Origin of the sequence: Curtobacterium sp. PhB25, assembly GCF_004365375.1 — a bacterium.
Taxonomy (GTDB): Bacteria; Actinomycetota; Actinomycetes; order Actinomycetales; family Microbacteriaceae; genus Curtobacterium.
This window is the reverse complement of sequence record NZ_SODR01000013.1, coordinates 1-23,846: the sequence shown is the minus strand read 5'-3', so window position 1 is coordinate 23,846 and position 23,846 is coordinate 1. Positions and strand designations below refer to the sequence as shown.

At 68.5% G+C, this 23,846-nt stretch carries 31 protein-coding genes; 14 read left to right on the top strand and 17 right to left on the bottom strand.

Annotation, left to right across the window (positions count from 1 at the left end; all coding sequences use genetic code 11):
- Genes EDF51_RS18595 through EDF51_RS20065 form a run of 9 tightly spaced genes read left to right on the top strand, consistent with a single transcriptional unit; the run spans position 1 to position 6,133 of the window.
- A complete protein-coding gene (locus EDF51_RS18595) occupies positions 1–1,077 on the top strand; it encodes a hypothetical protein (protein WP_134196065.1) in 1,077 nt (358 codons plus the stop codon).
- A complete protein-coding gene (locus EDF51_RS18590; protein WP_134196063.1) occupies positions 1,074–1,826 on the top strand; it encodes a hypothetical protein in 753 nt (250 codons plus the stop codon). Before EDF51_RS18595 ends, EDF51_RS18590 begins: the two co-directional genes overlap by 4 nt.
- A complete protein-coding gene (locus EDF51_RS18585; RefSeq protein ID WP_134196061.1) occupies positions 1,823–2,068 on the top strand; it encodes a hypothetical protein in 246 nt (81 codons plus the stop codon). Before EDF51_RS18590 ends, EDF51_RS18585 begins: the two co-directional genes overlap by 4 nt.
- Positions 2,065–2,784, top strand: coding sequence for an HNH endonuclease family protein (locus EDF51_RS18580; protein WP_134196059.1), 720 nt, complete (start codon positions 2,065–2,067; stop codon positions 2,782–2,784). Before EDF51_RS18585 ends, EDF51_RS18580 begins: the two co-directional genes overlap by 4 nt.
- Before the next feature lie 11 nt (positions 2,785–2,795).
- A complete protein-coding gene (locus EDF51_RS20475; RefSeq protein ID WP_279586161.1) occupies positions 2,796–2,927 on the top strand; it encodes a hypothetical protein in 132 nt (43 codons plus the stop codon).
- A gap of 17 nt (positions 2,928–2,944) precedes the next feature.
- Complete coding sequence (locus tag EDF51_RS18575) at positions 2,945–3,220, top strand: hypothetical protein (protein WP_134196057.1); 276 nt, start codon at positions 2,945–2,947, stop codon at positions 3,218–3,220.
- The gene (locus EDF51_RS18570; RefSeq protein WP_134196055.1) at positions 3,217–3,744 is read left to right on the top strand and encodes a hypothetical protein; all 528 of its coding nucleotides are present in this window, start codon (positions 3,217–3,219) and stop codon (positions 3,742–3,744) included. Before EDF51_RS18575 ends, EDF51_RS18570 begins: the two co-directional genes overlap by 4 nt.
- Entirely contained in the window at positions 3,744–5,417 is a 1,674-nt protein-coding gene (locus tag EDF51_RS18565) for a type IV secretory system conjugative DNA transfer family protein (protein ID WP_134196053.1), read from the top strand. Before EDF51_RS18570 ends, EDF51_RS18565 begins: the two co-directional genes overlap by 1 nt.
- A complete protein-coding gene (locus EDF51_RS20065) occupies positions 5,414–6,133 on the top strand; it encodes a hypothetical protein (protein ID WP_166673595.1) in 720 nt (239 codons plus the stop codon). Before EDF51_RS18565 ends, EDF51_RS20065 begins: the two co-directional genes overlap by 4 nt.
- A gap of 64 nt (positions 6,134–6,197) precedes the next feature.
- Here the strand turns inward: EDF51_RS20065 and EDF51_RS18555 are convergent, their stop codons facing one another.
- The 3 genes from EDF51_RS18555 to mobF are packed head-to-tail and all read right to left on the bottom strand — an operon-like array spanning position 6,198 to position 12,331.
- Positions 6,198–6,854 (bottom strand): NYN domain-containing protein, encoded by a 657-nt coding sequence (locus tag EDF51_RS18555; RefSeq protein WP_134196051.1) that lies wholly within the window; start codon positions 6,852–6,854, stop codon positions 6,198–6,200.
- Positions 6,855–6,893: 39 nt separating this feature from the next.
- On the bottom strand, positions 6,894–7,652 hold the full coding sequence (locus EDF51_RS18550; protein WP_134196049.1) for a hypothetical protein: 759 nt from the start codon (positions 7,650–7,652) through the stop codon (positions 6,894–6,896).
- Between the two features lie 53 nt (positions 7,653–7,705).
- Positions 7,706–12,331 (bottom strand): MobF family relaxase, encoded by a 4,626-nt coding sequence (gene mobF / locus EDF51_RS18545; RefSeq protein WP_134196047.1) that lies wholly within the window; start codon positions 12,329–12,331, stop codon positions 7,706–7,708.
- A 188-nt stretch (positions 12,332–12,519) separates the two neighbouring features.
- Between mobF and EDF51_RS18540 the strand changes: the two genes are divergently transcribed.
- Together EDF51_RS18540 and EDF51_RS18535 are read left to right on the top strand one after the other, a co-directional pair.
- Positions 12,520–12,903, top strand: coding sequence for a hypothetical protein (locus EDF51_RS18540; protein WP_134196045.1), 384 nt, complete (start codon positions 12,520–12,522; stop codon positions 12,901–12,903).
- A gap of 62 nt (positions 12,904–12,965) precedes the next feature.
- The gene (locus EDF51_RS18535; RefSeq protein ID WP_134196044.1) at positions 12,966–13,865 is read left to right on the top strand and encodes a hypothetical protein; all 900 of its coding nucleotides are present in this window, start codon (positions 12,966–12,968) and stop codon (positions 13,863–13,865) included.
- Positions 13,866–14,119: 254 nt separating this feature from the next.
- Here the strand turns inward: EDF51_RS18535 and EDF51_RS18530 are convergent, their stop codons facing one another.
- The 10 genes from EDF51_RS18530 to EDF51_RS18485 form a co-directional block, all read right to left on the bottom strand.
- Complete coding sequence (locus EDF51_RS18530) at positions 14,120–14,620, bottom strand: hypothetical protein (RefSeq protein WP_134196042.1); 501 nt, start codon at positions 14,618–14,620, stop codon at positions 14,120–14,122.
- Entirely contained in the window at positions 14,620–14,853 is a 234-nt protein-coding gene (locus EDF51_RS18525; protein WP_134196039.1) for a hypothetical protein, read from the bottom strand. The genes EDF51_RS18530 and EDF51_RS18525 overlap by 1 nt, the downstream gene beginning before the upstream one ends.
- Entirely contained in the window at positions 14,850–15,053 is a 204-nt protein-coding gene (locus EDF51_RS18520) for a hypothetical protein (RefSeq protein ID WP_134196037.1), read from the bottom strand. The genes EDF51_RS18525 and EDF51_RS18520 overlap by 4 nt, the downstream gene beginning before the upstream one ends.
- Complete coding sequence (locus tag EDF51_RS18515; RefSeq protein ID WP_134196035.1) at positions 15,050–15,271, bottom strand: hypothetical protein; 222 nt, start codon at positions 15,269–15,271, stop codon at positions 15,050–15,052. The genes EDF51_RS18520 and EDF51_RS18515 overlap by 4 nt, the downstream gene beginning before the upstream one ends.
- Before the next feature lie 314 nt (positions 15,272–15,585).
- On the bottom strand, positions 15,586–15,840 hold the full coding sequence (locus EDF51_RS18510) for a hypothetical protein (RefSeq protein ID WP_134196033.1): 255 nt from the start codon (positions 15,838–15,840) through the stop codon (positions 15,586–15,588).
- Positions 15,841–15,857: 17 nt separating this feature from the next.
- Entirely contained in the window at positions 15,858–16,313 is a 456-nt protein-coding gene (locus EDF51_RS18505; protein ID WP_134196031.1) for a hypothetical protein, read from the bottom strand.
- A complete protein-coding gene (locus EDF51_RS18500; RefSeq protein WP_134196029.1) occupies positions 16,313–16,561 on the bottom strand; it encodes a glutaredoxin domain-containing protein in 249 nt (82 codons plus the stop codon). The genes EDF51_RS18505 and EDF51_RS18500 overlap by 1 nt, the downstream gene beginning before the upstream one ends.
- Before the next feature lie 355 nt (positions 16,562–16,916).
- Entirely contained in the window at positions 16,917–17,378 is a 462-nt protein-coding gene (locus tag EDF51_RS18495; RefSeq protein WP_134196027.1) for a hypothetical protein, read from the bottom strand.
- 108 nt (positions 17,379–17,486) lie between these two features.
- Positions 17,487–18,038, bottom strand: a complete 552-nt coding sequence (locus tag EDF51_RS18490) for an LPD29 domain-containing protein (protein WP_134196025.1) — start codon at positions 18,036–18,038, stop codon at positions 17,487–17,489.
- Positions 18,039–18,123: 85 nt separating this feature from the next.
- On the bottom strand, positions 18,124–18,330 hold the full coding sequence (locus EDF51_RS18485) for a hypothetical protein (RefSeq protein ID WP_134196023.1): 207 nt from the start codon (positions 18,328–18,330) through the stop codon (positions 18,124–18,126).
- A 306-nt stretch (positions 18,331–18,636) separates the two neighbouring features.
- Here EDF51_RS18485 and EDF51_RS18480 point away from each other — a divergent pair, with 306 nt between their 5' ends.
- Entirely contained in the window at positions 18,637–18,816 is a 180-nt protein-coding gene (locus tag EDF51_RS18480) for a hypothetical protein (RefSeq protein ID WP_134196021.1), read from the top strand.
- Positions 18,817–19,318: 502 nt separating this feature from the next.
- Positions 19,319–19,729 carry a hypothetical protein gene (locus EDF51_RS18475; protein WP_134196019.1) on the top strand — a complete coding sequence of 137 codons (411 nt, stop codon included), beginning with the start codon at positions 19,319–19,321 and terminating at the stop codon, positions 19,727–19,729.
- Between the two features lie 221 nt (positions 19,730–19,950).
- On the opposite strand, the gene EDF51_RS18470 is transcribed toward EDF51_RS18475, so the two are convergent.
- The 4 genes from EDF51_RS18470 to EDF51_RS18450 all read right to left on the bottom strand — a co-directional run bounded on the left by EDF51_RS18470 (position 19,951) and on the right by EDF51_RS18450 (position 23,291).
- Complete coding sequence (locus EDF51_RS18470; protein ID WP_208321870.1) at positions 19,951–21,480, bottom strand: hypothetical protein; 1,530 nt, start codon at positions 21,478–21,480, stop codon at positions 19,951–19,953.
- A 95-nt stretch (positions 21,481–21,575) separates the two neighbouring features.
- Positions 21,576–21,896: a hypothetical protein gene (locus tag EDF51_RS18460; protein WP_134196015.1), complete on the bottom strand. Its 321-nt coding sequence runs from the start codon at positions 21,894–21,896 to the stop codon at positions 21,576–21,578.
- A gap of 937 nt (positions 21,897–22,833) precedes the next feature.
- Entirely contained in the window at positions 22,834–23,064 is a 231-nt protein-coding gene (locus tag EDF51_RS18455; protein WP_134196013.1) for a hypothetical protein, read from the bottom strand.
- 38 nt (positions 23,065–23,102) lie between these two features.
- Entirely contained in the window at positions 23,103–23,291 is a 189-nt protein-coding gene (locus EDF51_RS18450; RefSeq protein WP_134196011.1) for a hypothetical protein, read from the bottom strand.
- Positions 23,292–23,504: 213 nt separating this feature from the next.
- On the opposite strand from EDF51_RS18450, the gene EDF51_RS18445 reads away from it, so the two are divergent.
- Entirely contained in the window at positions 23,505–23,732 is a 228-nt protein-coding gene (locus tag EDF51_RS18445) for a hypothetical protein (RefSeq protein ID WP_134196009.1), read from the top strand.
- Positions 23,733–23,846: the final 114 nt, after the last annotated feature.

Here is a 23,846-nt window from a genome sequence, read left to right as displayed (position 1 = left end):
ATGGTCAAGTTCGTTGTCGGCGCCGTGGCGGTCATCGTGCTGTTCATCGGGATGCTCCTCGGAGCCTCCGGTGGCGGCTCGACCGCGGCCGCGGCGTGCGGTGTAGGCGCCGGCGACACCGCGGCGGTCACGAAGGACCTCCCGAAGAAGGTCGGCACGTGGGACACCGACCAGGTGAAGATGGCCGCACGGCTCGTCGGAGCCGCGCACCAGGTGAAGGCGAACGAGCAGGCCACCACCATCGTCGTGATGACGGCGATGGGTGAGTCGTCGCTGACGAACCTGAACCACGGCGACGCCGTCGACAACACCACCATCGGCGTGCTGCAGCAGGACGACAGCTACGGAAAGCGCGCCGACCGGCTGAACCCGGAGAAGGCTGCGAAGGCGTTCCTGGCGAAGCTGGTCAAGGTGCCCGACTGGGAGACGCTCGAGCCGACGCTCGCCGCCCACAAGGTGCAGGTCAACGCCGACCCGTACCACTACGCGAAGTTCTGGACCGACGCGCAGCAGATGGTCGCTGCCGTCACCGGCGCTGCGACAACGTCCGGCTGCGACGTCTCCGGCGACCAGGTCGAGCTTGCGAAGACCCTCAAGGCCGCGTGGGAGAAGGGCACCTTCACCGACACGTACCACCCGCAGATGGTGGAGCAGGAGATCCTGCCCATCGTCGACGGGACGACCAAGGACGGCTGCCAGGTCGACACCCGGATCCTGCAGCTGCTCGTCGCGGCGCTCAACAAGTACGGCTCCGTGCAGATCAGCGACATGAACCGTCCGTGCGTCGGCATCGGCACGCACTGCGAGTCCGGGTCGCTGCACTGCAAGAACCCAGCGGTGGCCGTGGACTTCAACGCCGTCGGCGGGAGCGTGCTCCTCGGCTCCGGGAAGCAGGACATCGAGTTCCTGAAGTGGCTCGACACCGTGATGCCGAAGGGCTCCCAGGCAGGGCAGGTGCAGTGCCGGCCCAACACGCCGCTGGAGAACTTCCGCCAGTTCGAAGACCCCTGCTCGCACCAGCACATCGACCTCGGTTCCACCACGGAGCCCTTGACCCTCGGCAAGGACGCCTCATGAGCACCCTGACCATGCCGCTCGACGCAGGCACCGTCACGTTCGAGATCCTCGACCAGCTGCAGGAGCACGCTCCGGTGAGCTGGGGCGGACTCACTGCACCCGCCGGCGAGCTGCATTCGCCGCTGCGGGGTGACGCGTGGCCGGACTACTCCGTGTTCCCCGACCGGGACAGCATCGACCAGGTGCTCGTCATGAGCCGCTGGGCCGACGTCGGCCGCGGCCGCGACGTCGTCCGCTTGGAGCACCGCACCATCGGCGCCGCCCTCGACCACCTGCAGGCGGCAGGGCCAGTGTGCCGGTTCATGATCGGCCGCGACATCGACCCGTTCGACGGGGCCGGCTCCCGCGACCTGCCCGTCCTGTCGGTGTGGACCGGACCTGTCGTCGACGCCGGCGACGTGCCGGCGTCCATGCCTGGCCCGGAGCTGCGCGGTCGCGTGCGGTTCCGCGGCCGCCTCTCCGACCGCACCAACGTGCTCGAGGAGCATCCCGGCCTGGTGGCGTGGGAGAAGCTCGTCCTCGAGCAGACGGCCTCGCTCGAGGAGTGGGTGCTGCGGTCCGGGCCGCGCGTCGCGGACGACCTGCAGGTGCACGAGCACGCGTCGGAGCTTGGCACCCTCGACGACGTGCTGACGTGGGCGGAGCAGTGGTTGCACACCTCATACGACTCGCCCTATCCGATGGCCGTGAGCTCGTTCGTGGTTTCCTCCCGCGGCGCCGGGCAGCCGATGACGGTGCGGGTCTGGTGAGCGTTGTGGGGAAGATCGTCGGCGCTGTCACGGGCGGGGTTGACGAGGTCCACCGGACCGTCGCCGCGTACAAGGCCGCCCGTGAAGCACGCGACCTCGCGATCGCCGAGGCCGCCCTGACGGTCGGCCACCACCGAGTCGCGCAGGAAGCTGGTCTCTCTCCATCGCGGGTGCGGCAGATCCTCCACGACGTCACCGCGCCGGAGGGCCACCACGGTGACCGGGAAGGGGGCCCCCAGTGAGACGCCGCACGAAGCAGCAGCTCGTCACGGCGGCCGCCCTGTTCGCGGCCGCGGCTGTCGCCGCGATCGCCGCACCCTACGTGCACCCCACGACCGCGACCGGCGAGGTCCGGTCGACGTCGACGGGACAGCCGTCGCCCTCGAGCACGGTGTCCGCGGCCGAGGCGCTGCGAGATCTCCGCACGCTGGAGATCTCCGACGCGTACGTGCCGGCGCGCTACGACCGGGACGCGTTCGGGCCGGCGTGGGCCGACACCGACCGCAACGGCTGCGACACCCGCAACGACGTCCTCCGACGCGACCTCACGGCCGTCGTGGTGAAGCCGGGCACCAACGGGTGCGTCGTGCTCTCCGGGGCGCTCCACGACCCGTACACGGGCCGCACGATCGCCTTCAACCGTGGGCCGACGTCGAGCGTGGCCGTGCAGATCGACCACCGCGTCCCGCTCGCCTACGCATGGCGGCACGGCGCCGCGTCGTGGACCGCTACGCAGCGGGAGCTGTTCGCCAACGACCAGGCGGCGAACCTCATCGCCGTCGACGGGCCCGCGAACGAAGAGAAGTCCGACTCCGGGCCCGCGGAGTGGATGCCGGCGAACACCGGCGACGCCTGCAGCTACGCGGCATCGTTCGTGACCGTGGCCACGAAGTGGCACCTGTCGATCGCCACCGCAGACGAGCACGCGCTCGCACGCACCCTGACCACCTGCAGCTGAAGGACACGACGATGACCGACAAGCTCGTTGACACAGACACCTCGCACGCACGGCGGTTCGGGTTGCCCCGGATCCGCGTGGTGTTCCTCATCCTCGCCGTGGCGACCGCGGTGTTCTTCCTCGTGCTGGCGGCGATCGCATGAAGCGGCCGACAGCGCCAGTGCCTGAGCCGCGGGCCACGGTGCGCCGTGGCCGCCTGGCAATCGCGCGGCTGTGTCTGCTCCTCGGCGCACTGTGCGGGGTCATCGCCACCGTGGTGGGGCTGCCCGTCGTGCAGCTGCTCCCCGGCGGCACAACGGGCCCGGTGGAGCTGCACCTGACCGCGCAGGCGGTCTGGGCGCTGCTCGGCGTCGCCCTGCTGATCGCCGGCAACGCGCTCGTCGCCGGCGAGTTCAACCGCATCGACTGGGAATGGCAGCTGGAGGGCCTCCTATGACCCCGATCCCCACGGAGTGGGACATCACCCACACCTGCGGGCACACGGTCCGCAAGAACCTCTCCGACAAGCCCGCCGGCCAGCGCGCCGGCACGGCACGGTGGTTCGCGAAGAACCGTCAGTGCCCCGCGTGCGAAGCGACCCAGCGGGCCGCGGAGGATGCCGAGCTCCGCGCGGAAGCCGAGCGGGACGGCATGCCGGAGCTGGTCGGCAACGACGGCGCCGTGCGGTGGGCGGTGCGGATCCGGCAGGAGTTCCTGCGGGCATCGTTCCGTGAGCTCGTCGAAACGAACCTCGTCGACGCCGCGGTGTTCCAGTCCGACGTGCTCGAGACAGCCCGCCGCGTCACCGCAGCTCGGTGGTGGATCGACAACCGAGAGATCGCTGCCGTCGACTTGCCCGAGCTCCTCGCCGAGCCCGGCCCCGGCGCGATCGCGAAAGCACCGGCACCGGCCGCTGCATCATCCGACCCTGCACCCGCCGCCGGCTGGGTGTCGTTCTTCGACAAGGAAGCGAACCGCTGATGGACACGATGAAGGAATTCTGGGCGTCGGCGCAGGTGTACGTGTGGATGGCGGTCGTGGTCCTCGCGGGCTGGACCGGACTGCACATAGCGGCCGACCAGGACCCGAAGGTGCGGGACTTGTCGTGGAACCCGCTCGACGTCGCCCTCGTCGCGTTGAAGGGGCGGTTCCGGATGCCGGAGAGCGGGATCGTGTTCGCGATCGGAGCGGTCGTTGTCGCCGTGGTGATCCTCATGGTGCTCTGGTTCGCCCTCCCGGCGATCTGGCACAAGGTGTTCGGGCCGTCGAAGCCGAAGGCTGAGGAGGGTTTCGCCGGCGTGCAGGAGCTGCAGGACCGCGCCGAGATCGGCTACAAGGTCGAGACCACCGAGCCGTACGCCTACATGGACGACCACCCGATCCGCGCGACGACGGAAGACGTGGCCACCGTCGTCGCACCACCCCGGTCCGGCAAGACGATGCGGCTGGTCATCCGGCTGATCCTCAAGGCGTTCGGTCCGGTTGTGTCGACGTCGACGAAGCCCGACGTCGTCCGGCTCACGGCCTGGCTGCGGTCCAAGGTCGGCACCGTGCACGTGTTCGACCCGGAGGGCGTGACGAACTGGCCAACCCGGGTGAAGTGGGACATCCTCGTCGGCTGCGAGTCGGCGAAGGAGGCCACGCAGCGGGCGAAGACGATCATCGCTGCCCGTCCGCTGAATGATGCCGGGAACGCGAAGTTCTTTGCCGGCACCGCGCAGAACGTGCTGCAGTGCCTCCTCCACGCCGCGGCCCTCGGCGGCTACACCATGCGCGACGTCGTGCTGTGGTCGAAGGACTTCTCGATCGACACCCCCTACGACGTGCTGCGGGAGCACCCGAACGCGAACCCGGGGTGGCTGTCGGACCTGCGCCGGTTCTGCCGCTCCGAGGCTCACGACACGGTCGACAGCACCGACATGACCCTGCGCCTGGCGCTCGAGACCCTGGCACTCGAGGAGATCCTCGACGCCGTCTGCCCGAACGAAGGCGACCGGGTGTTCGACGTCGACGCGTTCATCGGTTCAACGGACACCCTCTACCTGCTCAGTGAGTCTGGCGACGCCTCGCTCGCAGCGCCCGTCATCACCGCGCTGGTGTCGACGATCGAGCGGCGCGCGAAGGCGCACGCGACGAAGTACCGCACCGGTCGTCTGCCGAAGCCGCTGACGCTGGTCCTCGACGAGGTGGCGAACATCGCCCCGATCCCGGGCCTGCCGGCGCTCGTCACCGACGGCGGCGACCGCGGCATCATCACGTGGTCGTTCCACCAGGATCCGAAGGATGCCGAGACCCGGTGGGGCAAGGCCGGCGGGAACAAGATCCTGAAGTCCTCGAACATCCTGATGGTGCTCGGCGGGATCAAGGACGACGAGTACCTGGAGAGCCTGTCGAAGCTGTGCTCGGAGAAGGAAGCCGAACGCATCGGCACCACCGAGTCCGTCAACGGCATGTCCACGTCGACGTCGACGATCAAGGAACGCGTGATGACCGCCGGCGCGATCCGTCAGCTCGAGCCCGGCAAGGGGATGCTGTTCTACCGGGAGCTGCCCGTGGCGATCGTCGACCTGCCCGGCTGGTGGGAAGAGGACGACAAGGCCGCGATCGAAGAGGGCCAGAACTGGGCCTTCGAGCAGGAAGGGATCGCAGCATGAGCGACGACACAGCCACCCCGGAGGCGCCGGACGAGAACGACGCCGAGGGGCAGGAACCGGTGGACCTCGAAGAGAAGGTCCGCCGGCTCGAACAGCTCGTCGCCGGGATCCTCATGGCGGACGCGGCCGCCGGCGCCGAGGCGGCCACCGAGGCTCCGGTCCCGCAGGTCGGGACCACCGCGCCGGTCGCGGAAACCGCGGTCGCGGACGCGGGCGGTCCCTGGAACTGGGTCGGGGTCAGCGAAGAGCGCCGGAAGGAGCTCGCGCAGGATCTCACTGCGTTCGTGCAGTGGCTCGAGGAGCGCTACCTGCGACACCTCAGCGCCGAGCAGTACGAGTTCCCGGCAGACTGGCACGAGAACCCGGTGGTCGTCGAGGTCCTCACCGCGGTGATGGTCGCCCGCGAAGCCGCGTACAGCGACATGCTGGAAGAGCCCTCGTCGGCGCTGTCCGAATGGCATGAACGGGCGCTCTGGCCCGCGATCGAGCGGCTGCAGTCGCTCGGCATCTTCAAGGACGGGAAGCTGCTCGTTCGGAACCGCACCGTGGTCACCACGGACGCCGCGGCCGGCGCCCTCAAGCGCGCAGCCGCGGCGTCAGCGAAGACGCTGCATGGTGGACCGGACGCATCGACGGAGCCCGACGCCGGTGCCCCTGTTGAACCAGTCACGGCGCCAATCTCGGTGTTGTCGAACGGTGTTATAGTTGAGCCATAACTACCCGGATGTTTCGACTACCGGGCGCGGCCCCCAATCCATCGGATTGGGGGCCAGCTTTTTCTCACCGCCAGGTCGGTGGCTTGTGGATCCAACGCCCGTCAGCGTCCTGTAGGCGGTCTGGGAACTGCGACGCAGCAAGCGTTCCGCGACGGATCTGTCTGACGCTGCTGACGCCGGCGGCGGTGAACGCCTTGTTGTAGCCGGCACCAGCGACCGACACCAGTGTCACGGCGTGTCCACGGCCCGTGATCGCGGACACCGGAGGCACCAGGTCGGAGTCGTTCGTGACGATCGCGTACGAGTCCGCCGCACTGTCGAACGCGTCGACGAGCAGGTGCGTGGCCAGAGCAACGTCGGTGCCCTTCTCCTCAGGCCGCTTCACCCGCATCGTAACGACTCTCCCGGCGGGGTCGAGCTCTTCGGGGTGTTTGGGGAGGTACTGCTTGTTGAAGATGAACTTCCCCTCGACGATCTCCACACCCGTCGTACGCAGTGCCCGCCAATACGTCTGTTGCCGCTGCCCGATGCCCGGATTGTTCGTCAGCGGCTTCAACGGCGCAGTGAAGAACTTCACCCCGACGACGTCTCGGTGAGGGAACAGCCGTCGGCTGAGTGCCTCGAGGTCCAACCACCGGTACTCGGGATAGGTGCGCTGCAGGAGAGCCTTGTACAGGGCGAACCCGTCGACGTAGACCTGGACGGTGCGGCGGGAGGGCATTCCGGGATCGTAACGGACGCCCCGGCGCGAAGATGTTCGCTAGCGGATGGGCGTGGTGGCCGCGAGCAGGGTGCCCCTGGCAGCAGCCCGCTCCAGCACGAAAGTGCCGTTGTCGATGTCTAACTCCACACCGGTACCGGTCACCCACAAAACCTCACCGATCGCGGCAGCGGCCTCTCGAAACATGTCGTCATCGATATCAACACTGACGACGACGTCCTCCTCGGAATCATGGATGACCACCAGCTGTAGGTGTCGCGCATCGGCCCATCGCGCATAAGCCTGCTCTGTGGGCCCGTGCTCGCCCACAACAGTGAGGAGACTCCACATCTCAGCATCCGTGATGAGTGCGAAGCCTGCGCCGAGCATGACCTCTGCTTGGACGTCGACGCGTTCACCGAACGCCGTAGAGATCTGGTCGCTGCCCGCAATTCGGTACACGACGATCGGAATCTTTTCCGTGCCGCCAACGATCATGGTGGCTGAGACCCATGTGACGTCCTTCTCGGCTGGGATGGCGAGGCCCGGGTCCCTGCGCACCGTCAACTCGGAGCCTTTGCATGTTGCGTGCGTGACATACGGTTTGAATCGACGGACCGGGATCACGCCGTCCTGAACCGGTTCGTTCGTGAACACGTCGACGGTGATGGCCTTCGAGTCGGTCTGTAGCAGAGGACGCCCGCACTCGGCCGCGCATTGCGTCGCTGTATCCATCGTCTCGAAGACATAGCGCTCGGTGTCGCTCTGCTTGAACTCACGCAGCCCCGCGGGCCAGTCAAAATTCGCCGGTATTTTCATACGGCCTACACTCGCGGGTCGGTGCCGTCGATTCAAGTACCGGCGGCAGGACGTCACATGTGGCGCTGCGGACCGTTCTGGTCCTGGCGGGGGGCGGACTGGTCGTACGTGTTCCGCTTCGTCGCCTCGGCCTGCTGCACGGCCTCGCGGGCAGCTTGTGCGGCAGCCTCGCGCGCCGTGGCCGCTTCTTGGCGCCGTCGGAGCGCGTCTGCGAGCGCATCTGGGTCGTTGGCCAGCCGACGGATGGCCTCGGACGCGTCCGGCGCTGCCGTGTCGACGGGTTCCGCCGCGGGAGTGGTTACCGGAGGATCCGCAGGACCGTCGCCGGGGCGGGCGGACGTGGGCTCGTCGGCGGAGCGCTCAGGTGAGTCCGCGGCCGCCGTGCGGTCGCTCGACGACGGGGCAGCCTCGGTGGTGTTGGCGACCGTCGTCTCGGCCGCGGGAACGGGGCCGGCGGTGTTCCGTTCGGCGCCGTCGCGATCGCGCATCCACCCGGTGCGGCGGAGGTCCTCGTGGGCCTGCTCCGCGGCCGCGAACGCATGCCGGGCATTGCGGTCGACCATGCCAGGGTCGGTGAGGCGGTAGGCATCGTTCGGGACGCCCTGCGCCTCGCGGTACGCCGCGACAGTGGCGATCTGCTCTCGCCAGGTTTCGCGTGCCTCACCTTCTGCCGGCTGTGTGCCGTACTGCGCCACCCATGCCGGCTTCTGCTCGAGGAGCCGATCGACGTCGACGACGACAGCGGTCTCGGGCAGCGTGGCCGTCGACGTCGTGGTGGTCCGCGAGGTGGGGTCGATACCCATCCGCTCGAGCGCGGCTGCGGATGCCTGCTCACGGCCGAGGCGGTCCTGCTGCGTGCGGATGTCGAGGCCGGCAGCTCGGGCGTCCTGCCAGGCCTGGACGGCGTGGGCGCCGCGGGGTTCCTCGCTGAGGACGGTCTCGCTCGCGGGCACCTCGAACGCTTCCCGGTACGCGACGATGCGGCCCATGTTCTCCCGCCACTGCTCCGCCTGCGCGGGGTCGGCGGGCACACGGCCGAACGGTTCAGCCCACGCCGGCGGTTCGGCGACGACCTGGTCGACGAGCGAGGTGATGCGGTCGCGCATCAGCTCCTGCTGGCCGTGGAGCCAGGTCCGCACCTCCGGGTCGCCGATCCGGTCGTTGAACGGTGTGACCCACTTCGGCAGGCCGTCGACCGGCTCGAGGTCGGTGCCGATCGTGGTCGCTGGGCCGAGCCGCCACCAGTACACGCGGGCCGGGGACTCGATCGGGTCGATGGTGTCGAGGTCGCGCGGCCGGACGAGACCCTGCAGGCGGTCCTGCAGGGCGGTGCCGGCGAGGTCGTGGTCGACCAGGCGCGCGGCGAACGTCGACCAGGCCTCGTCGGCGACGATCCGGGATGCCAGCTCGGCGGGGAGGGCGTCGCGGACGGCCTGCTCGGCGCGCTCGATCGCCTTCGGGTCGAGGACGGTGACGCGGCCGTGGTCGTACTGCGGCAGGAGCGTCGTCAGCGAGTGTGCGGTGTTCTGCTCGGTGCGCATGACTTCGGTGGCGCTCTTCGTGGCGCGCTCGCGGGCGAGGACCTGCTCGAGGGCGCCGCGAACTGAGTTCTCGCGCTCGTCGTCGGTGTGGCCACCGTCGAGGGGCTTGTCGATGACGACGTAGAGGCGGTTCTCTTCCTTCCCGCGGGTGGACGGAACGTAGAGGCCTTCACGGGTGGTGGTCGCCGGGTCGATGACAACACCGCCGGTGGTGACGGTGTCGCCCTGGACGCCGTAGTCGGTGTGGGCGTAGCCGAGCTGCACGTGCTCGCTGACGTAGTCCAGGGGCAGGGTCACGGTGCCGCCGTGTACGTGGTGCTTGGCCATGACGCCGTAAGGGCTGACGGCAGTGACGGTCCACATGTCCTGGTTCGTCACCCAGTCCTTGCCCTGGTTCACCCGCAACGACCGCTCGGTACTGCGGGTGAGGATCGTGTCCCCAACGCCGACGGTGTTCCCGTCTGCGAGGAGCCGGCCGGACTCTTCGACGGCGCCGGCGTCGACGCGGTCGGCACGGGCGCGGGCGTTCAGCGCGGACACTTCCTCGTTGGTGCCGGCGATCATCAACGATGCCTTTCCAGCGTCGGTGTCACGCTTCCAGTCGGTGTAGATGCGGTCCATGACTTCGTCACGGGTGCCGGCGAACACGCGGCCGTGCTCGATGTAGAAGTCCAGCCCCGTGGCGTCGCCGGCACGGACCTTCAACGACGCGGCCGCCTCGTCCTGGCCGTGCTCGCCGGTGAAGCGGTGCACCTCGGTCAGGCGTGCAACGTCGGTCTCCCGGTCCAGGAGGCGCAGGATGCCGCCGGCCCCGATCGAGCCGTTCTGGCCCGGGTCACCGAGCGGACGGAGGGCCGCGCCGTGCTCGTCGGCGAGAGCCAGGAGGCGGCCGAACTCCGGGTTCCCGGCCATGGACGCTTCGTCGAGCAGCAGCACGGTGTTCTGATCGATGCGGTACCGGTCGGCGACCGGCTGCCCGGTGCGCTTCGCGGTGGCGTGGGCCTGGATGAGCATGTGGGCGGTGTCGGCGTCGGTACCGAGCTCGCGGCCGAGAACCTGCGCCGCCTTCCCCGTCGTGCCGAGCGCGAGCACGCGGCCGCCACCCGCTTCCACGGCGTAGATCGTCGCCCGCATCGCCGTGGTCTTCCCCGCACCGGCAGGCCCGATGCCGGTCTCGATCCGGTGGCCACCAGTCGCAAACTGTCGGGCGAGTGCGAGCTGGCTGGCATTGAGCGCGTGCTGACCGTCCGCCACGGCGCGGGCATTGAACCGCTCGATCGCCACCCTGAAGTCAGCTTCGGACACAGCGAAACCGCCGCGCGTGCGGACGGCGGTAAGGACGGCTTCCTCGGTACGGAGGGTCTTCTCGGACGTGTACTGATCCGACCGGTGCACCCGGAGAACGCTCTCCCCGGTGTCGTGCCGCAGCTGCGCCGGGATGGGGTTCAGCTCCGGCGGCGCCAGGGACACGGAACGACGCAGCGACGCCTTCGTGACGTCGTCGGCGAGGGCCTGGACGTCTTGTCCGGTGACCTGCGCGACGCGGCGGGCGAGCCGGTCGGCTTCGGCCTGCAGGTGCGAGTCCTTCCACGTCGACCGGTCCTGCTCGACCCGCGCCACGACCAGCGCGCCGAGCTGCTCAACCGACGCCGCAGCGAGTGAGTCCTGCGCCGGCATCGCACGCGACTGCGCCACAACACCGGCAGCCCACCCGTCGACCTGAACGTGCTCGCGGGCGGCCTGCCGCCACTCCGCAACCTGCGTCTCCTCCGACGACGGGGGCGCTTTACCCTCACGGGTGGCGAGGTTCGCCTGCTCGTAGAGCTTGTGCTGAATGTTCTTCGGCGGAGTGTGACCGTGCGCGGCCACGTACTCGTCGACGAGCTCCGAGTACGCCTGCTCGATGCCGACCCGGCGGGACGAGAAACCATCCCGCATGCCCTTGTCAACACCCATCACCTCGCGCACGCCGCGCTTGTCCTGCCCGCGGGTCTCCTCCACGAACTGCAGGCCGAGGCGGTTGCGAAGCTCCTGCTCGACGAGGGAGTTGTACCGCTCGGACGCGGCGACACCCAAGTTGTGGAACATGCGGCCGTCAGCCGACCTCCACTTCCCGTCAACGCCCTGCACCTTCGTCGACACCGCGACGTGAGTGTGCAGATCAGGGTCACCGGTACGGGAGTCACGGTGCTCGAACGCCGCCACCAACAGCCCGTTGGTCTTCATCTGCGCCACCCCGCCGGCACCGGTCCGCGTGTACGCAGCCTCCTGCTCAAACCACGTCATCGCACCCTGCCAGGCAGCCTCGTGCGCGGCGTGCACCTCCCGGGCGATGTGCGCCTCACGGGGATCGTCCCGGTCGGCCAGCGCCCACAAAACGGACACCGACTTCACCGGGCTGAACACCAGGTCGTAGCCCGCGACGGGCTGCCGTGCCGGGGCGCCCCGCTCGGTGAGGAACCGTGCGATCTCACCGGTGGTGGCGTCTCGGCCGAGAGACGCGCGGAGGTGGTCGGCGGCGAGATCGTGCTTCACCAGGTCGCGTTCCGGACCGGTCTCGGGGCTGCGGCCGACCTCGTCGCGGAACGCCTGGTAGCCGCGGGAGACCTGCTGCTTCCAGTCCGGAACACGGAGCGCCACGAACCAGGACACCTCGTCCGACGTTGCCGGGCGGCGAAGGGACTTCTGGAGCATCGTGGCCGCAACGTCGCTCTTGATGCCGGACAGCTCCGCGTCCTGGGGGGCGCGCTGGTGCTCCCGCTCGAACGCCACCGAGGCGGCGTGAACCTGCGCCTGCCACTCAGTGTCGGGGTCGTTCGTGGTCATGAATCGGCGACCCAGCCGGGCGGCGTCGATCGCCTCCGACGCGGACGCGCCGGCAGCGATCTGCTCCTGAATGAACGCGGTCGCGTCGGGGCGGAGGCCTTCACCAAACAGGGCCTGCATCTGCGCGGTCGAGACCTGCCCGGACACCCCCAGGGAGGCCAGGCCGTTGCCCCACCACTGGCCGGGCTTGGCGCCCTCGGCGGTGTAGTAGTCCGTGAGCTCTTCGCTCCGTCGGACCTGCTGATCGCCCGCAGCAACCTGGTTCGTCAGATATGAGTATCCGTCACCTGCGTGCAGGACGTGCACCGTCATCACGAGCGATCACCTCCTCCCACACCCCCACCGTAGCGGGTCCGGACCCTCCACACACTGTCAGTGCAAGAGGTGTGTAGGTTCGGTAGTGTGATGTCAGGCGGTCGGTCAGACTGCGTCAGCACCTATCAAAGCTGTCGTTGCGACCGTCTGGACTCGTTGAGGGGACCAGCGAGAGGGAACCAACCATGGCGCGAACCAGTACCAAGAAGGACAACCGCGAACGAGCACGTCAGCGCCGGGCAGAACTCGACGCAGAACGCGCCCAACGTGACGCCGCGATCGAAGACGCCGCATCAACGTTCTTCGACGCCAACGACGCGCGCGACGAACTCCTCACCAAGCTCGACGCGATCGACCTCGACCGCGCACTCGCCATCCAGGCCCTCGTGGAGCTGAAGGAAACCAATCCGCGCATCGCCCAGCTGCTCGACATCCCGGCGGCGGAGGTCCGGCGGCTGCGAGAGCTCAGTGCTGGCGGCGCGACGGAACCTGCAGATTCTAGGAGCGATGTTCTCCCAGCCCAGGTAGCCGAAACCGTCACATCGGGCGCATCCAACGACGGGGAGTAGGAGGCTGTATGAGGACCGTTTGGCCAGGGACCATCGAAGCCACGTTCATCACGGCAGTTCACATGGCTGCGTTCGAACGTTCGGAGCTGCAGCACACACCATGGTGGGCACGCGCAGATCTACGGACGGCGCGGGCTGCGGTTCTGGAAGCGGACGACGCCGTTCGGGAAGCAGCTGACGACGCCGCCGCGTCGATCCTGCACACGGAGTTCTGCCAACTGCGCGATTCGGCCGCGCGGAATCCCTATCACCCAAACATCGCGGCAGACATCGACTCATGGGCGGAACGGACCGTCACAGCAGCACGAACAGTCGAGATCGACACACGAGACGGGCTCGATGTCACTAGCTGGTTGGACTTCCCAGAACTTGCCGAACGACTCACCGTTGACGCCGCCCGGAGCCTGATCCGGCGCGGCGTGACCGAGCTGACGAGAATCGTCGAATCGGACGCCTTCCTGCTCCGATGGGGCACGTTTGACGGGGAGGAAGTTGTCGACGTGCAGCATCAGGCAAGCCGGCTCCGTGCCCGCTTCACCCGTCTCGGCGGTGAGCGAGCCGGTTTCGGGATGATCATGTCGAAGCCGTACAACCTAGGGTCCGTCGACCCTGACGACCCACATCAGCACGATCACCCGGACTGGAGGAAGTTCGTTGGCGCCGGGATCGGCCGGAAGCTGTACTTTGCTGGCGCTTCTCTCATGCCCGAGCTCAGATGGGAATCTCACACTGTGGCCCCACAAGCCACCGCGCTTCGCCGCCGACTCCACAGCGCCGACCCCTACCGATGGGCCGCGCACTGCGATTGGTGCGATGCACACGATGTGTACTGGCGTGATGCTCCCCCCACCACATTCGCCAGTCACCCTCGTACAGAACTGCACGTGCCAGTCCCCACATTCATCACGCCAGAAACGCTCGGCACCGCCAGCGGAAACCCTCTCCGTGGAGAGAACTGCTGATGGGTGTACGAGCCGCGATGGTCATCACCTGCGACGACATCGGCTGCGACCAGGTCATCGTCCCAATGGCCGGCGTCGACGACAACAGCAGCCGCACCGAAGCACGCACCTACGCTCGCGAACACGGCTGGACGACGGCCGACCGCTCCCCCAGCTGGACCGACCTATGCCCGACCCACTCCACCACCGGCCGAGCGCCCGCAGCGGCTCTCATCGGTGGCCGGGGTGGGGCTTCTGGCCGTTAGGGGTCGGAGCTACCAGAGCGTCGGTGTGTCCGACGCGATTCCGGTCCGGCACGCACGGATCGCATCCGCGTCCCAGCCGCGATCGCGGAACGCGGCGCGGAGCTCGCGGGACAGCGCGACCCGTTCGCTGCGTTTCAGTCCGGCCATCCGGATCGCCGTCGCACCGTTCCGGTGCCGGCCCCGCTGCACCCGCTCGAGCAAATTCCCCCGGTGCGTCCCCGGCGCCAGATGCGACACCGATTGATCGACGTCGACGTGCACGCACAGCGGGACGTCACACGCATGCAGCAGCAACGTCGACGGGTGCAAGGCGATGCCGGTCAGGTGCTCGTACAGCCACCGCTGCGGCCGCATCGCCCGCTGACCGCCGCCCGGCTGCGGCACCCAGAACCGGCCGTAGCCATCGTCACCGACGGCGCCGGTCCAGATCCAACAGTCACCGCGTGATGGGCCCTTCACAACGTGTGTGAAGAACCGGTCCTCGGCGGGGGTGGGCTGCGGTCCGGGCATCAGCCGCGGTGCAACCGGCGGAGGCCGTCGGCAATCTCGATCCGCCGCTGGGGCGTGAGCTCGCCGCGGGCATCCGCAGCATCGAACACCTCGCACAGCCGACGGACCAGGTCCCGGCGACGGCGACGCTCGTCACGGGTCCGGAACCGGTAGACGCCCCACACGGCCGCGAGGATCGCCGTGTATCCGACGGTGGTAAGCAGCACGGCAACCGTGATCGTGGCCGCGGTCACTTCGGCTCCCGAGGTAGGGACGGGTCGTATTCGCTCTCCTTGCGGAGCCGCTGCATCAGCGCGACGCGCTCCGCCCGCGGCGGATGCTTACGCTTGTCACGCATCCACTCCTCACCGAGGATCCACACCACGAACACAGTGGCGACCACCAGGAGGACGACGACACTGAAGCTGACAAGGATCCAGCCGAACCAGGTCATGACGCCAGTCCTCTCAACGGCTCGGGAACAGCCGAGCACACCGCCCACACCTCGACGTCATACGCGCGGAGCTCATCGCCGACGATCAGTTCGATCCGGCCGTCCGCGTCGAGGCAGTGGAGGGCACCGGTGACGAGTTCGTGCTGCCACTCCCCCTCGAGGGGGAACCAGCGGATCAGGCCGATGATCTCACCGGTTGGTATCTCAAAGCCCTCCACGCGGACCCGCTTCCGTCCGGCGCTCATGAGCCAGCTCGCAGACCCGTCAGTATCACCACGCAGGCAACCCCGACAGCCAGGGCACGACCCTGCCGGCCGGTGACAACTCATCGGCCTCGGCGCGAGGGGAAAGCATGACGCCGACCCCGAACCCGCCTCCACCGATACCCACGACAGCGACGGTCAGTAGCAGCAACTCGGTGACAGTCATTTGGACCCCCTCCGGTCGATGCGCAACACCTGCACGGTTGTGGCCACGGGTAACCGAGACATCTCGCGCCCTTGCACGCGGACCCGCTTCCGGCCGCCGCTCATCAGAACGCCTGCACCAGCACCGCGAACACCGGGAGGAACACCACCGCGGCCGCGACGAACAGGACTGCTGCTGTCGAGGGGAGCGGGGTGAGGGTTGATTGCTCATGCTCCCCCGATGCCTCACGCGCGCGTCGGACAACGATCGATGTGACCCCGCCGAGTACGAGCAGGACAGCGACGACAAGGAAGGCCCAGATGGGTACTTCGCGCCCGAGCGCTGAAACGGTCGACGTGAGCTCTGCCGCGGTGTTCATGGTTCTAGTCTCCGTGCTCAGGCGCGTGCGCCGGCGTACTGGGGGAACATGCGGTCCATCGTCGCTTCGTGACGGTCGGCACGGTCGTGGTCGCCGCGGGTGCGGGAGATCTCCGCGAACGTCGGACCCGACGCGGACGGTTCAGCGGGTGCGGGTCGGCGGCTCATTTCGGCGTAGTACCGGTCGGCGTCGTGCTCGGCCTGCTCGAGGCGGGCCCGCAGCTCGAGGACCTCAGCCACGAGTGCCGGGGTCGCCATCTGGAACCCGACCATGAACCCAGCCTCGTAGACCTGACGCTGCTGGTCGTCGAGTTCCCACTCGCGGACGTTCTCGGTGGGGTCGGCGCATGCCTGGTCGATCGCGCGGAAGGCTGCGACGGTGTCGCCTGCGTAGAGCTCGTCGACGGCGTCGCGGGTGGACTGCTGCACGATGTCGGGGCGCATGGTGGTCGGACGTTCGAGGGTCATCGTCATCACGCGGCCGTGCTCGAGGCGAGTTCGCTGATCTTGTCGGGGCGGAACCCGCTCCAGGAGCCGGTCTCCGTGTCGGTGATGACGATGGGGGCGTTCATGCCGAGGGTGGTCTTCCACTCGTCGATCTGCGCCTGGTCGACGTCTTCGAGGTGGGCTTCGGTGTACTCGATGCCGGCGGATGCGAGAGCACGCTCGGTGGCCTTGCACATGCCGCAGAACCCGGACTTGGTGTACACCGTGATGCTCATCGAAATCACCTTTTCGTAAAGTCTGTTTGCCGGGGACCCGCTACCCGTTGCATGCTTCTATTCTACGTCGGCGGCACCAATAATGGTACCCTTTTCCGCACATTCTTCTACTATTTTTTAGCCGGGCGGCACACCTGTTGCGGACCCATGCGTGTGCATTGTTTGGCACCAGGGCATGGCGTTTATGAACGCACGGCTGGGGCATCAATAACGGCGGGAGGGCTGGGGATCCCCAGGAGCATTGAACCGGTAATGCAATCACGGGAAGCCGTTAGGAATAGTGGGCTGCGCATTCCTGAACTGTGTCGTCCCGGCGCTTTTCACCACGTCGGGGACAGCCGCCGCCTCCCGTGGGTCAGCCCGTGACGGGGTGCGGTGCGCTGGTCGCGGCGGTGGTCACGGTGACGTCGTCGTGGTCGCACTCCCAGAACACGGACCGTACTTCGTCGGCGATCGATTCGGGCAGCTGCTCGTTCGTCCACGCCGTCGACGGAAACGACACCGTGACGGTGACAGTCGTCATGGGGACGGTCGACGACGGGCCGTGGCCGGCGCCGCCCCACTCGTACTGCCACGCGAACGCGACCTGGCCGACGGCACCCCCGTGGTAGCGGTCGAACACGGCCCGGTGCTCGTCGTCGGCGTGGCCTGGACCACGGGTGCAGGTCCAGCGGGTGCCGTCGACGTCGTAGGTTGACGCACCGCACACCGGCACGCGGGGGTCGACGTCCGCGCCGGGTGCCAGGTCGGCGGCCGGGGCCTGCGGGTCGGTCTGCTCGTCGGTGAGGTGGGTGGGGCGTTCGTAGGTGATGAACATGAGCGGTAGTCCTTTACAGTGCTGCTGGGGTGCCCGCTTGGTCGGCGGGCGTTCCGTGGGAGATAGGGGGCCGCGTCGCCGTCGCTATCGGCGGCGCGGCCTGCTCGGCTACTGGCGTGCTGGGGCCGGTGTGAGGTCAACGTGCTGCAACAGGAACCGCACCGCAGACCAGGCGGAGAGGTGCGAGCGGTCCCAGGCGTGCCAGCCGTCGTTGAACTCGCAGCCCTGCCCGTCCGTGATGTCGCGGCCCTCGACGAGGACGCCGGCGTCGTCGCAGAGGACCAGGTGCGGCATGTTGCTGGACTCGCGGACAATCCGCTGGGCTTCGATGTGTCCGGCTGGGGTGAAGTCGCGGGCGGTGTTGATGCCGTCGCAGCAGTACTGGACTTCGGTCGGCATCTCCCCCGCCTCCCCAGCGATCAACGTGGTGCCGTGGTCGGTGTAGGTGTCGGCCATCCCGTCGAACGAGCGCCCCTCGTACTTGCGGCAGATCTCGTCGACCTGCGCGGACGTGGGGCCGTCTTCGTGGTGGACGTTGATCCACGCGGCCGCGGTACCGGTGGAGCAGCGCACGGAGAAGCGCTCGCCCGGGAACTGGGTGCGGAGCTCCTTGCGGATCAGGGCCGCGACGGTCTTCGTGGGGATGAGGGTGGTAGTCATGTGGTGCCGGTCCTTTCGGGGGTCGGTTGTGGGAGAGTGATTCGGGCGGCCGGGACCAACTTCGATTTGGTCCCGGCCGCTTTGCTCACTCCCGGCCGCTGTCGTGGGTGAAGGTGTCGACGAACGTCGTGAAGTGCGGACCCGCGACCGCTGCGGTGTGGGTCAGCTGGTACCCCTGACGGGCGCGGACCCGGAGGTCTTCGTCTCGTTCGGCGATCTTCGCCAACTGCCGCGGAATGTCGTCCTCGCCCACGACCGGGACGATGGTGGTAACCGTGTCGATGTGCTGCATGCGCTGTTCCTTCCCTCTCGTTGTTTTGCCTGGAAGGCGACTTGTCGCCGCTAGGACGGGAGGGTGCAGTGCAACCCGAAGGGCGGAGGGGGAGAGAGTTTCGGCGCGAAACAAGCGAAGCGCGCGCCGAAACTCTCGGAGGATCCGGCCGCGCAGCGGCTTGCGCGGAGCCCGGACGTCCGTACGCTGCCGAAGGCTTCCAGGCAAACCAACGGGCCGCAGGCCCAAGCAGTGCCGGCGCAGCCGGTTCCACCCGGAGCGCAGCGAATCCCGGCCCCCGGCCGGAAGCCCTGGGAGACTCACCCCATGAGCGAGCACACGGAACACTCCGCCCCGCGGCCGCGCCGGCGCCCGTTCCGCGCGATCCAGCGGTTCCTCGACTCGATCGCACCGCTGCTTGACTTCCTCGGTCTGCTCGCGGGCCTGGTGCTCGTCATCAACCTGATGATTCGATCGCTGAACGGCGAGCACTTCGGCATGTTCTAAGCCGAGACTTTGTGCAATATCGCACGAAGTGAGGCACAATCATGCGAGCGCATCGACGATGCGAGCTCAGCGCTCTGAGGGGGCGCATCGTCGATGCTGCCGTTTCCGACCCGAGGGGAGCCGGCCTGTGTTGTTGCGGAAGCATGCTGAAGAGATGCGTGACATGTACGCGAACGAGATCGCGGCCGCCGTCCACGGCGGCGCGACCCCGTCTCCGCTGCAGGTGGAGTCGTGGGCACGGTATGACGTCGCGGCACGCGGCGGAGATCCCGCGGCCGCCTTCCCCTCGTCGGGGCCGACACAGAACTGATCGCTGCAGGCAGCTACCGCACAGTCCATGCTGGTGGCGGTGGGAGCTTGGCCAGAAGCAGTGGACGTGAAGCGAGTCGGTCGGGCATGGTTGCTGGTGCCGGTTTCCCTCCCCTGGGGCCGGCGCCGGGGCGGGAACTCTTTCTGAGTGATCGTGCGTACTCCCGCCCCGGTTTCACCTCCCAACGACGGCATGTCGTACAGCAGCGTCGATGGTGCCGCTGGCAGCATCGCCGGTATGGGATCTCGTCGCGGCGGCCGTAGGAAACAGAGCCGAACCCGGATTCAGCCAGCAGACGCGCTGCTCGAGCTGGTACCCAAGCCCCTGCCGTCCGCGGCCGCAGACCCATATGCGGCAGCGACGACCGCGCCGACCGCGCCGACCGCGATTGTCGTGTCGAACGCGTTCTGGGTGCAGTTCGCTGTACTCGAGCCGTGCGACGTCGCCGGCTGCACCGCTCAGGCCGGTCCGGAAGCGTGGGAGCTACTGGACCTCGACACGGGCGAGGAACCGCCGGGACGGTTCTGCGACGACCACCAGATCGCATGGGCCACCCAGGATCGCTCGTCAACGTCGCCGGCGGCGGATCCTGCGGGCGTCTGAGCGGGATTGATGCGGCGCCGCTCTGCGGTGTCGTCACGGTGCGAGGTCCGTCGAGCAGCGCTGGGGAGCGATGAGGGGCACGCCCCTCATGCGGTGGCGAAGCCGACGCGCAGCCCACGGACGTCGGGAGAGTCCGTGGGACATTTTCGGTGTCGGATGGGACACGAACCGGTGCCGCGTGGGCGTGAGGGCCGCTGGCTGCGACCCTCATGCCGTGTCACCTACTCGGCTGCCGCGTCCTCGCCGTCCGCCTGGTCGGGGTCGGGCTGGATGCCTGCGGCCAACTGCTCGACGTGGCTGAGCGGGTACCCCCACGCGGCCAACTGGTTCAGGTAGCCGCGGGACTCCGCGTCCGGGGTGCGCCACCACTCACGGTTCGCGATGTTCTCGAACCCGGAGAACACCACCGCGAGGGACAGGTGCAGCCCCTTCGTGGGGTGTTCCTCGACCCACTGGGAGAGCGTGTCGCCCTCCCACCCGGTGGTCTCGATGCCGAGCAGCCCGCGGGCGGACACCATGCCGGACGCGTACCGGGTGGCGGCGTGGCGGGTCAGCGCGACCGCGAGGAACCGGGCGGCGTCCTTCGGCGCGGTCTTCCGCTGCAACAGGCCCGCGACCCACTCGCGGCGTACCTCGTCGGCGGCGTCCCACGCCTTGTTGTTGGCGACCAGGACCCGGCGTGCGGCCTTGCGTTCCTCGACCTCGGCGGCGCGGTCCTCGTCGGACGGCTCCGCCTCCGCCGTCCCGCCGACCTGGATGGCCTGGCGGAAGGACGGGTAGCGGGCGTGGTGGGCGTCCGGCGTGGTGCACACCTGTACCGGCTCCGGGGTCCCCCACTCGCGGACGTGCCACGCGGCACCCGCGCACTCGACGTGCTGCTCGGGGTCGAGGGCGTTGCGTTCCTGGTAGTCGGTCACGTCATCGGCGGCATCGGTGAGGCGGTCCAACGACTCGTAGTCGTCGTCCTCCCCCACCACCCGGCGACCTGCCTCGATCAAGTCCGCGCGCACCTGCGTGCGGGCTTCCCGGCGTTCGGCGTCCTGCCGGAGCCGGGCGGCGGTGTGGGTCAGTTCGTCGTCGCCGTACCCCTCCGCGATGCACTCGGTGAGTTCGGTGACGGCGTCGGCGTCACCGTCGAACTCGGCCAGCAGCAGCGCCTGGGTGAACGTCGCCTGACCACTGGTCACGGCGGCGGAGGCCGTGTCCGACTTCGCGACGGTCAGGGTCTGCTTCACGGTGTCCCGCTTGGTGCCGGTCTCGCGGGCGATCGCGGTGACCGACAGGCCCTCGATCTCCAACTGGCGGTACGCCGCCAGCCGGTCACCATCCGACAGGGCCGTGCGCCGCTCGTTCGCGACCAACTGCTCCGCAATCCGAGCCGCAGCACTGTCACCACGTGCCGTGACGAACACGGGCACGGTGACAGCCGCCTCGCGGGCCGCAAGGACGCGCATCTGCCCGTCACGGACCACCACAGCCCCAGAGGCGTTGCGGTAGCCAATGGTCGGCAGGAGCACCCCGTGGCGCTTCACGGACGCCAGGAACGCGGGGTCGAGGTCGCCCGCGGTGCGGACGTTGTCCTCGATCACCACGTCCGCAGCGGGGACGTGCACCAGGTCCACGCCCGCCGCCGCGGGAGCGGCCTCGGTGGTGATGTCCTCGGGCTGGGGCTGGGGCTGGGGCTGGGGCTGGGGCTGGGGCTGGGGCTGGTCCGTCAGGTGGGTGACGGCGATGTGTTCTGCAATGCTCATGGTTTTGCTACGCTTTCCGGTAGTGACCGGGTGCGGGTCCTGGCAAGTTCAAGTTGTCGGGAATTCCGCACCCGGTCTATTTCATTCGGTGGGTGTTAGCGGGTGACGGCGAGTGCGTCGTCCAGGGCGGCGCGGCAGTCCTGGAACGTGGCCATCACCCGGTGGTACTGCTCGGGTGACAGCGACCGGAACATGCCCTGCTCGTCGGTGGTGAGGAACACCACCGCCCCGGCGAGCGGCCGGGCCATGCTGTCCCGGCCGAGGTCGATCGCGGCCGCCGTGGCCAGCATGTTCGGTGCCGTCGCGGACGCATCCGACAGCGCATCGATCCGGTGGTCCAGCGCCGCCGAGGTGAGGATCGCACCGCCCGTGTGCTCTCGGACACCGCGCAGCACAGACCGGGCAGCGTTGATCACGACGCCCTCCACGCGACCATCTGCGGTCGCTCGAATACCCATCAACATCATTTCTCTTCCTTCCCTTTCGTTGTTTGCCCGTGAAGGCACGTAGTGCCGATCAGGGAGAAGGCCGCATGGCAACCCGAAGGGCGGTGGCGGAGAGAAGTTCCGGGCGAAATAAGGGAGCTTGCGACCGCGGCCGGAAGTTCTCGGGGGAACCGGCGGCTTGCCGCTTGCGATGTGGGTGCCGACCGTACAATCGCCGAAGGCTTCACGGGCAAACAACGAACCCCGCAGGGTTCGACAAGCACTGGCCGGCTTGCCGGCTCCTCTCAGTCAGAAGATGCCGCCGCAGGCGGGGCAGCTCAGACCAGAACAGTCCGCCGGCACGGCGGCCCACTCAACGCTTCCGTGCTCGAGGAGCTCGCCGGCGCGCAGAGGCCAGCAGGCATGAAGCGGCCCCGGCCTGCAAGGGGGGGGGCAGCAGGACCGGGGCCGGTGCTGCTCGGATCAAAATTGGGGGCTGACCCGAGCAGCTGCGCTCGAACGTGTTGGGGGGAACAGCCCGAACGCATCTCCACGGTATCGCTAGAGCGCCTAGCGAGTCACCCCGACACGTTATGAGCCTGCTGGGACTCCGCTCGATGCTTCACCGCAGCCCGCCACACCCACGCCGCGGTAGCCGCCTGCCCACTCCCCCGCTCCCCCACTCGGTCAGGACCGCGTCACCGGTCGCCGCGATCGCCTTCGCCTTCACCCGTCGATCGACGCCGCGGTAGGTGCGGATCCACGCCCACACCGGCTCCGCCGGCCGGACGTCACCCACGGGCCCGCCACGGGCCTCCCGGGGGATGGAGACGGCTTCCTCGGGCAAACCAGCGGCCACGCCGGCGTACACCCATCAGCGGCGCGCCTGCGGCCGCAGAGACCGCTTCTTGAGCCGATCCATCGGCAGCTACACGTGGTGGACGAAGCCCATGTGGACGAGCTGCACGTAGACCACCTTGCCGTCTGCCCGCTCGACGAAGCCGGGGCAGGTCTGCGGGCCCGACCGGGTGAACTCGACCTGCACCCACACTGCCGGGTAGCCGGACACCCGGTCCGGCGCCGGCGGCGCGTCGATGCCGAGCGGCTGGTCCTCGGGCGGATCAGGGTGGCTCGGCGGCGCCCACCGGTGTTCGGGCATGCCACCGATGATGACCGCGGCCGCCGACACCAGCTGTGTCAGTGCGGCCGCCGGCGCCCGTCCTGCACCTCACCGATCAGCCGCATTGTGCGCTGCAGCGCCGCCTCCCGCAGCGTCACATCGGGCGCAGATCGGTCGAGCCGGTTCAGCCGGCGGATCGCACTCCGCCGCGCGGCCGCGAGTTCGTCAACGGACAGCCACTGCAACCGCTCGAGCTCATCGTCCACACCCAGCAGGCTAGACAGGCAAACCGATCACCCAACAACCACGCCCCCCGCCACCTCGAGGAGCTGCAGCCGACGTCGTCGAACCGGCCGTGACCCCTCCGATGGCCTGCGCAGCGCAGCGAAGACAGGGCGCACGCGCGCAGCGCGAATCCCTCTTACGCCCCCACGCTCACTCGGACCGACGGTGTCAGATCGTGCTGCGAGGATGGATCTATGACCACCGTCCGCGGCATGATCCGCTCCACGAACACCATCACCGCTGACGGCCTTGCAGACGATCAGAGCACCGCCCGGGCCCGCGCCGTCGCCAGCCGATCCTCAACCGGTACGCGCTGCAACAACACCCACGACCCTCGAACAGGTTACATTTCCCACAACAAATATTACGATGCGGTAACGGGGTACGGGGTTCCAATCTCCTCGTCGGAGGGCACCGAATAGCTTGCATCAGCCGGGAACTACCCGGAGCGCTCACCAGCCGCACATTGCTGGTTCTCCACCCTGCACCAGGGTGTGTTCGGCGCGCACACAGCAGCCGCGCCGAGCGCGACACCT

Bases quoted from the DNA above. Each gene is read 5' to 3' on its own strand.
- EDF51_RS18570 (WP_134196055.1), top strand. From the start codon at position 3,217: ATGACCCCGATCCCCACGGAGTGGGACATCACCCACACCTGCGGGCAC.
- EDF51_RS20065 (WP_166673595.1), top strand. From the start codon at position 5,414: ATGAGCGACGACACAGCCACCCCGGAGGCGCCGGACGAGAACGACGCC.
- EDF51_RS18455 (WP_134196013.1), bottom strand. From the start codon at position 23,064: ATGCCCGAACACCGGTGGGCGCCGCCGAGCCACCCTGATCCGCCCGAG.
- EDF51_RS18555 (WP_134196051.1), bottom strand. From the start codon at position 6,854: ATGCCCTCCCGCCGCACCGTCCAGGTCTACGTCGACGGGTTCGCCCTG.
- EDF51_RS18520 (WP_134196037.1), bottom strand. From the start codon at position 15,053: ATGACCTGGTTCGGCTGGATCCTTGTCAGCTTCAGTGTCGTCGTCCTC.
- mobF (WP_134196047.1), bottom strand. From the start codon at position 12,331: ATGACGGTGCACGTCCTGCACGCAGGTGACGGATACTCATATCTGACG.
- EDF51_RS18510 (WP_134196033.1), bottom strand. From the start codon at position 15,840: ATGAACACCGCGGCAGAGCTCACGTCGACCGTTTCAGCGCTCGGGCGC.
- EDF51_RS18470 (WP_208321870.1), bottom strand. From the start codon at position 21,480: ATGAGCATTGCAGAACACATCGCCGTCACCCACCTGACGGACCAGCCC.
- EDF51_RS18595 (WP_134196065.1), top strand. From the start codon at position 1: ATGGTCAAGTTCGTTGTCGGCGCCGTGGCGGTCATCGTGCTGTTCATC.
- EDF51_RS18530 (WP_134196042.1), bottom strand. From the start codon at position 14,620: ATGCCCGGACCGCAGCCCACCCCCGCCGAGGACCGGTTCTTCACACAC.
- EDF51_RS18475 (WP_134196019.1), top strand. From the start codon at position 19,319: ATGTCGTACAGCAGCGTCGATGGTGCCGCTGGCAGCATCGCCGGTATG.
- EDF51_RS18495 (WP_134196027.1), bottom strand. From the start codon at position 17,378: ATGTTCATCACCTACGAACGCCCCACCCACCTCACCGACGAGCAGACC.
- EDF51_RS18540 (WP_134196045.1), top strand. From the start codon at position 12,520: ATGGCGCGAACCAGTACCAAGAAGGACAACCGCGAACGAGCACGTCAG.
- EDF51_RS18590 (WP_134196063.1), top strand. From the start codon at position 1,074: ATGAGCACCCTGACCATGCCGCTCGACGCAGGCACCGTCACGTTCGAG.
- EDF51_RS18445 (WP_134196009.1), top strand. From the start codon at position 23,505: ATGACCACCGTCCGCGGCATGATCCGCTCCACGAACACCATCACCGCT.
- EDF51_RS18565 (WP_134196053.1), top strand. From the start codon at position 3,744: ATGGACACGATGAAGGAATTCTGGGCGTCGGCGCAGGTGTACGTGTGG.
- EDF51_RS18505 (WP_134196031.1), bottom strand. From the start codon at position 16,313: ATGACGATGACCCTCGAACGTCCGACCACCATGCGCCCCGACATCGTG.
- EDF51_RS18490 (WP_134196025.1), bottom strand. From the start codon at position 18,038: ATGACTACCACCCTCATCCCCACGAAGACCGTCGCGGCCCTGATCCGC.
- EDF51_RS20475 (WP_279586161.1), top strand. From the start codon at position 2,796: ATGACCGACAAGCTCGTTGACACAGACACCTCGCACGCACGGCGGTTC.
- EDF51_RS18550 (WP_134196049.1), bottom strand. From the start codon at position 7,652: ATGAAAATACCGGCGAATTTTGACTGGCCCGCGGGGCTGCGTGAGTTC.
- EDF51_RS18535 (WP_134196044.1), top strand. From the start codon at position 12,966: ATGGCTGCGTTCGAACGTTCGGAGCTGCAGCACACACCATGGTGGGCA.
- EDF51_RS18485 (WP_134196023.1), bottom strand. From the start codon at position 18,330: ATGCAGCACATCGACACGGTTACCACCATCGTCCCGGTCGTGGGCGAG.
- EDF51_RS18480 (WP_134196021.1), top strand. From the start codon at position 18,637: ATGAGCGAGCACACGGAACACTCCGCCCCGCGGCCGCGCCGGCGCCCG.
- EDF51_RS18500 (WP_134196029.1), bottom strand. From the start codon at position 16,561: ATGAGCATCACGGTGTACACCAAGTCCGGGTTCTGCGGCATGTGCAAG.